This window comes from Candidatus Neomarinimicrobiota bacterium (assembly GCA_012964825.1).
Taxonomy (GTDB): Bacteria; Fidelibacterota; Marinisomatia; order Marinisomatales; family S15-B10; genus UBA2125.
Window position 1 is genome coordinate 1 of the sequence record DTTI01000063.1, and the last position, 7,421, is coordinate 7,421.

The window sequence follows — 7,421 nt, forward strand, 5'->3', positions numbered from 1 at the left end:
GATTCTTTTCGTCTATTGGTTTAGAACACCCCACCATCAATACAAGTGAAGTGATTAATAATATTGTTCTTTTCATAAAAACTTTTTTTATGTATACGCTACTTAAATGTGAATTTGCAAATGCAGCGCCAAGTGTAATTCCTAAGATAATCACGATGTTAATAGCACCTGTTACACTGTGGTGATCTAAGGATTCCTGAATCGTCCCTCAATGAATTCCTCAAGACGTCGAGCTTCAGTCAAGAATTCATCTACACTGAGTTCTTTCAGAAATAATGCGCCGTGGGCGGCTCTTAATCTGGGATGATTGTTCTGGTACCAAAAATCCCTACCCAAAACCAATTGAAGTGTCTGGATCTGTTCAACCCATATTTTTTGAACCAAGTCACAGAATGGTCCGTCAAGTTCATAACTCGGAAATGATGCATTTTTCTGGCTCAAGTAACAGGTGAGAAATGTGTCTCGCAGGGCCGCCATGGAGTTCAACGAAACAGGAACTATGATATCTGCTTCAGCCGCATCGAAGCGGTGCCAAACATTCCTGTATCCCCATATTTTGAGTTCATTCAGGTCTGTTTCTTTACCCCACACCCTAATAGCTTCAGCAATGGCCTGAAGTACCTTGTAATGGGTATCAGGTCCACTCCCTTCAGGATCCAGGGCCAATGTTATAACAGTTGGTTCAATCTCACGGAGCTTATCAAGGATTGGCATAACGTCTCGCTGGCGTTCAGGATCTTCAGTAAAAATATCTCCTTGATAGAATCCTAATCGAAGGTGGCTAATATCCTTTGTCTGTACGCCATAATGAGACCACACCAGATCCTCTTCAAATTCACGGATCATTCCTTTCAGTTGTTGAACTTCCGGTGTGTTTTTTTCACCGTTATAGCAAGTTGACAAATATTTGCCGACCTCATCCAATTTTGTTCTCAGCTTATCTTTAGACTTTAAACAATGAATTTCTACCAAACATCGAACGATTCGATGAGATAAGCCACGTTGAAGCCCTTCACGGTTACTCGCAGCCATTCTATCAAGGTAATGATAAACATCTTTGTCCCACTTATGCTTATAACCGTCATCGAAAAAATTGGGGTATTCAATCATCTGTATTAGTCCATCATCAAATAATTGTTTGGTCGTTTCCAACACATCAATAACGTATTCATTGGTGACAGCAGTGAATCCTGATGTGAGGGTACAGAAATGATGTCTGTTCAGTGGAGATCTAACAAGATGTGCAATAAATGGAAGGTAACCTAGGGCAATATCGTCGTGGTGAGGGCCTGTGTGTAAAAATGACTCATTTTCCCGAATCTCCAGTCCCGCATTGATCTTTTTCACCAATGAGTCCATGACAGATTTTGCTGTATAATCGTTCAAATCAGGAATCAGAGATCCCTTAATCTCTCTGTCAAAATCGCCCAGTGTCAGCCGTGAGCCAAACTTGTTGACCTCGGAGCAAAGATTAATAATGACTCGCTCAGTTTTTTCCTGGTTCCATTCCTTGTTTGTGAGGTCATGCATCTCCACATCCTTCAGTTTGCACGCAGCGCCTTCCGTCAGATAGAATCTCGCATTCACTAACTTCTGCAAAGATGAAGCTGGAAAATCAATATGAGCCTCAGATTCAACCGCATCCTGTACGATTTTTGCCTTAGCTTCTCCCACCGCCATAATAATCGCAATCGCATCGTTGTTTCTTGTGATAGTTTCGAGGCCAATAGTAATGACAAGGCGGTTTTTGGATATCTCTATACCGCCCAGATCAACGGCCGCTGCTGCCTGTGTTTCAAAATTAGTTTCCATGAGCCTAGTAGCGGAGTGATGATCGGAACCACTGATATTGAAAGCAATATGGCCGTCTGGACCGATGCCGCCAATAAAGAAACCTATCCCCCCAATATTACGGATAGCATCCTCATATTCACTACACCACTGATCAACAAGATGGATTGTCCTTTGTTGTATCTCCTCTAATTTTGATTCTGGATCTCTGAATCTGAGTGATAAATCCACATGATAATCCGGAAAAATCTCATTGAGTCCAGCATCAGTTTCTCTAGGTATTTCATTACAATTGATTAAGCAAGCACGGTCTTGATTTAAACCAAAACCGTCTATGTAATAATTCATCACATAATTGTAAAACGAATTATGTTGATCCGGATTAATGGGATAAAATTCATCTATCTGGACAAATCTGAGCCCTTTCAAATTGGGTTTTCTCTTTACTGTAAGTCCCTTCTCATTGAGGATCATTTGAATCTCTTTATTATTCCATTTACGAAGGATTCGTTGTACCCATTTGATGAAATACTCCGGGGTTTTTCCTGTTGGAAGGCTGATAACACCTTCTGGATTTTCTGACACCCACTCCAAAAAACGCAGTGCTGTCAATAGACCGAGACTGGGAAAATTGTTTACTGTGATAAACGGTATCCGGGCATATTCATTGGGATAGGATGAGGATTTAAAAAAGAATTTTTCGACAGAGGAGGTGAACACTCAATCTTTCCCGAATATACAGAGGGATAAAATTACCCCTCAACCAACCAGTTTGCAGACTTTAATTTTTCGGTTTCAATACGATCCTTTGAGCTGTAACCGACACTATTTTCTCCTTTGAGTAAAAAAGTGGGAAGAAACCATCAGTCGACCATTCCTGGAAAAGATTATTATAGAACGGGCTTTCAGGATCACCTGATTGACCGGGGTTATTCATTGCAAGTGTCCTGTCCCAATTTTCTGTATCCACAAGAATTCTAAATGAGGCACCAGAAGATTGGTTATTCCGGCCACCCGTATTATTTATGGTATAGCTGTCACCCCCTCTGACCGCGGGTCCTACATTAATAGCTTCCCTCGTTTCACTGTTTACGGCATTACTGAGTGGATGTTTCAGGGTAATATGTTTGTAATCCATCTGACCGTATGTCCACTTGGATGGGTTACGGGTGAACTTTTCTGAAAGGTTTGATACCGCTTTTTCCAACGATGAAAGCAAAAGCTCATCTCTATCGGCAATAGGGTTTTCACCAAAGCGGCCATCCGGTGATTGAATCCAATCGAGAGTCTTTTTCATAGATAGGAAAGAGAAATTTTCTTTTGCTTCATCAGGTACCACTACATCACGGACGGCATTTCTCAATTGTCTCTGCCATGCAATATATATTCCCGATTCTATAGACTGAGGTTCCAGACGGAAATTCCATTCTAGAAGCATCTTTCTCGCTTTTTCGGTAAGCCAGTTTGCTGAAGTAACTCTCTTTAAAAGAGGAACCAGTTCACTAGCCGGAACCGAAAAGTAATCTGTTTGGAGGGCGGCCATATCTGAAAGAGTCACACGGGCATCGTTATCCAATATTTCGTTAATCCGGTTACTTCTGAAAGGATCAGACCACTCCCATGCAATAGCCTCTTTCCGATATGGATAATCCTGATCAGTAAGGTTGCTGTTAGCCGTACCAAAAAATCCCTTTTCAGGGTTGTGGACATGAGGTTTTTTTATAATTTCAAGATATCCGTCCCATTCATAAGATCCATCACCGGGGACAGGAACAAGACCGCTCCAGTTTTGTCGAATAGGTGCGATTCCCACAGCTTGCCACCCTATATTTCCTTCCCGATCCGCCCAGATCATATTTTCACCGGGGATATTGCTGTAGTTACAGGCGTCACGGAACTCATCCCAACTCTGCGCCTGGTTCATCCGTAGTGAAGCAAGATAGGGAGATCCGCCAACATCCATCCAGGCTGAACGAACAGCATACGCTTTATTGTTCTTTTTATCTTCATACACTACGGGTCCGTGACGAGTGTATTTCAATTCAATGGAAACATCCTTCGACCCTTTTACCTTGATCTTCTCTTTGATGGAGGTCATTTCTTCCCAATTATCTTTATATTGGTATTCATTGGGATTGCTGGGATTGGTATCATAGACATACAGGTCTTCACCGTCCGTTCTGAAAACAGTGAGTCCCCAAGCACCATATCCATTATGACCGATAGAAATGCCGGGGATTTCAGGCTCTCCCCCGCCAATTACATTCCACCCGGGTGCATTGAGATGTACTATATATCTTAAAGAGGGGACGGCTTGAACTCGGTGCGGATCGTTAGCCATCATAGGATAACCGCTTGACGACCGTTTGCCGCTGATTATCCAGTTGTTACTTCCGATGGATTCAATATTTTCCTCAGGAATGAATGCGAACTCCGCTGTTTCCGGTATTGTTGAAGTTTTTTCATTATTACGAAATCTTTCGACCACATGTTCAGGCTTAAAGTCAACAGTGCGGCGGAACGCGTTGTAAAGACCCAGAATGTCTTGAGAGAGTAAATCCCCGTTAATTTTAGAATCAAGAGCGATAACCGGTTCACCCCAGGGATGAAACCAGTTTAACTCCTTCACCAGTTCGGGTCCAAATTTAGCAACCTGCCTACCGTATCTGAGTTCACTGACTATATTCCCCAGAAGTCCCTGATGGCGAGAAATAACCACTTCAGACGTCCATTTTTGAGGGCGGATTCCAAGTATGTCGAACTCAATGGGTAACAGATCGCGGTTGATCTGTGTTTGCCTGATATATTCGTTCACACCATCTACATAAGCCGTGATTATTGTGTTACCCCGAGGATGGTAATGAAGCATTTCATCCATGATGTCATGCCTGAATTGGAAGAGTCTTGTGCCGTGGTCTCTTTCAATATCTTGTTTTCCGGTTACTTCGGAAACGGTTCCCGTTGCCTGTAATCGCCATACCTCAAATTGAAAAAGCCGGTCCCTTGCTGCATTAAATCCCTGAGCCAAAAACAGGTCTCTTTCATTCTTTGCATAGATGTGACTGACACCCCAGCGATCCACAAGGATCTCTACATTTTCCTGTAACCCTTTAACTTTGAATTCCAGATCAGATGGTGGTGACTGTGCAACAGCACTGAATGAGACTAAAGCTGAAAGCGAAAGACAATGAATAGACTTCTGTATCATAGTTTTACCAGGCAATGCCATAGTCTTCGCCATGATGACTGGAGCCTCCCCAAAATGAGCCGTGCTCCCAGTCAAAATAGATTGCGTTGATGGGGCCTGAGGTGATGGCCCTTTTTTGTACCTTGTATCCCATCTCTTTAAGCTCCTTCATGACCCATGGCGGGGTCTGTTCTTGAACTATGAGCCTGCCTGTTTCTTTATTATGATCCCCGAATGAGCTATACATCTGATAACTGTTAATATTGGCGGCTTCGGATGCCTCCTGAATATTCATGTCAAATTCAACTATATTGAGGAAAAACTGGAGAAGATTCTGATCTTGCGTATCACCACCCTGTACAGCAAAGGAGAGATAGGGTTTTCCGTTTTTCAAGGCCATGGCTGGTGTCAAGGTTGCCCTGGGCCGTTTACCCGGAGCAATAACATTATATGGGTTTTCTTCTTCACTAAGAACAAAACTTTGGCCTCTTTGACTTAGCCCAATACCGGTTTTCCCGGCGATGACGGTAGGAATCCAGCCGCCGCTGGGGGTGATAGAAACTACCCACCCATCAGTGTCGGTAGTCTGAATGGAAGTGGTACCAGTAAAAAATTCTTTTTCCAAATCGTCAAATCCATAAAGAGCATCGGAAGTTTCTTCTTCTTCCTCTTCCTCCTCACCCCAAGTATCTAAAAGATCTAAATAAGGATTTTTCCCAGCCATGAATTTGTAGGGATCCCCGGGTTTTACATCAGGATCATTCTTTACAAGGTTCATTTGTTTTACCCGTGCCGCAGCGTATTCTTTAGAAAGGAGTCCCTTTACCGGTTCCTCAGGTGGGAAATAGGGATCACCGTAATAGAAATCCCTATCAGCAAAAGCGTGGTTCATAGCCTGGTATAAGGTATGTATGTACCGAGATGAGTTATATCCCATTGCCTTAAGATCAAACAATTCAATCATATTTAAAGCTTGAAGCATTACGGGACCCTGCACCCAGGTTGTCAACTTATAAACATCAATCCCCTTATAGTTTGTTGTAACCGGTTCCTCAAGATAAACCTGCCAGTTGGCCAGGTCATTCATGGTTATGAGTCCCCCCTGTTCTTGTGTACTTCGGACAAATTCCTTGGCGATGTCTCCTTTATAAAAGCGGTCGTACGCGTCATAAATGGCATTCTTTCGTGATTTCCCCTTTTTCAGAGCCTTTGCCTCGGCATCAACCAATTTTTGAAGTGTCGCTAATAGATCAAGTTGTTTAAAAACTTCACCTGCACTGGGTGCCTCTCTTTTTTCTCCGTGGTGAACAAGAAAGACATTTTTGGAATAGGGCCACTCCTTGATTCTCTTTTTATGTCTTTCTATGGAATTAGCTGCCTGTGCCTCTATTGGATATCCCTCAGCCATTTCCATGCAAGGTTTGAGTACTTGCGCAAGACTCATGGAACCGTATTCCGCTAGCATTACCATAAGCCCACCAGGGGTACCCGGCGTAACAGCTGAAAGGGGACCGAATTGGGGTGGATACTTCAGATCTTTTTGTTTATAGAATTCAGGGGTAGCTCCTGTAGGAGCAACACCCAGTGCATTCACGCCAATCACCTTTTTAGTTTTCGGATTGTAAATCAATGCCTGGGTCTCTCCTCCCCAGCTTAGGACATCATACATGGTTGCAGTGGCTGCCAGCATGGCACAGGCAGCATCTATGGCATTTCCACCCTGGGAAAAAATGGTTGCACCTGCAGTAGCACCCAACGGTTTTCCTGTAATGGCCATCCAGTGTCGCCCGTGGAGAACCGGTTTTACTGTTCTCTGGGCATGTGTACCTGAAAATAACAAAAGAAGTATAACCAATTTGAAATTCAGTCTTGTCATTTGTCTCACCTCATAAATTTCGAACTTTGTTTGAAAGTTTGCTAGAATGTAACGGAAGAAATAAAAAAGGGCAACATTGTTGCCCTTTTCAATTTTTTGTGATTCAAGTTTGGCTACTCCATAGAAGGCGGGAGGCCCAGAACGTCATTTATGGTCCAGAGATTTATTGCACCTAATTCAAGGTCTCGAATTCCGGATTCGACTTTCTCCCTGTCACCTACTATGACGATAACAAGATTATCAGTATCAATATACTTTTTTGCACTTATCAGAGCCTCATCGACAGACACGTCAAGAATGCCGTCGGTATAGTCGTTGAAGGTTGTGAGAGGCAATTCCATACTTACTAGAGATGCCATTTGGATTGCATAATCACCGATTGTTTCAAAGCGACTGGGATAACAAAGGGCAACATAATTCCCCGCCCGTTTAATTTCTTCTTCAGTGATGTTTTCCCGGATGGAGTTCAGTTCATTCATAAACTCACCAACAGCCTTGTCCGTCGCATCAGTCTGCACAGATGCAGATGCCGTGAAGGGACCTTTATGTTTACCCATGCTAAATCTC

At 43.1% G+C, this 7,421-nt stretch carries 4 protein-coding genes; all 4 read right to left on the minus strand.

Translation table 11 applies throughout. The features are described from left to right. Positions 1 to 186: 186 nt before the first annotated feature. Complete coding sequence (locus tag EYO21_06250) at positions 187 to 2,511, minus strand: glucosamine-6-phosphate isomerase (protein HIB03407.1); 2,325 nt, start codon at positions 2,509 to 2,511, stop codon at positions 187 to 189. Positions 2,512 to 2,572: 61 nt separating this feature from the next. Further along, positions 2,573 to 4,999: a penicillin acylase family protein gene (locus tag EYO21_06255; GenBank protein HIB03408.1), complete on the minus strand. Its 2,427-nt coding sequence runs from the start codon at positions 4,997 to 4,999 to the stop codon at positions 2,573 to 2,575. Positions 5,000 to 5,003: 4 nt separating this feature from the next. Further along, positions 5,004 to 6,854, minus strand: a complete 1,851-nt coding sequence (locus EYO21_06260; GenBank protein ID HIB03409.1) for a gamma-glutamyltransferase family protein — start codon at positions 6,852 to 6,854, stop codon at positions 5,004 to 5,006. Between the two features lie 113 nt (positions 6,855 to 6,967). Next, complete coding sequence (locus tag EYO21_06265; protein HIB03410.1) at positions 6,968 to 7,411, minus strand: insulinase family protein; 444 nt, start codon at positions 7,409 to 7,411, stop codon at positions 6,968 to 6,970. Between the last annotated feature and the right edge of the window lie 10 nt (positions 7,412 to 7,421).

Excerpts from the sequence above, each read along its gene's own strand:
- EYO21_06260 (HIB03409.1), bottom strand. The coding sequence starts at position 6,854 with ATGACAAGACTGAATTTCAAATTGGTTATACTTCTTTTGTTATTTTCA.
- EYO21_06255 (HIB03408.1), bottom strand. The coding sequence starts at position 4,999 with ATGATACAGAAGTCTATTCATTGTCTTTCGCTTTCAGCTTTAGTCTCA.
- EYO21_06265 (HIB03410.1), bottom strand. The coding sequence starts at position 7,411 with ATGGGTAAACATAAAGGTCCCTTCACGGCATCTGCATCTGTGCAGACT.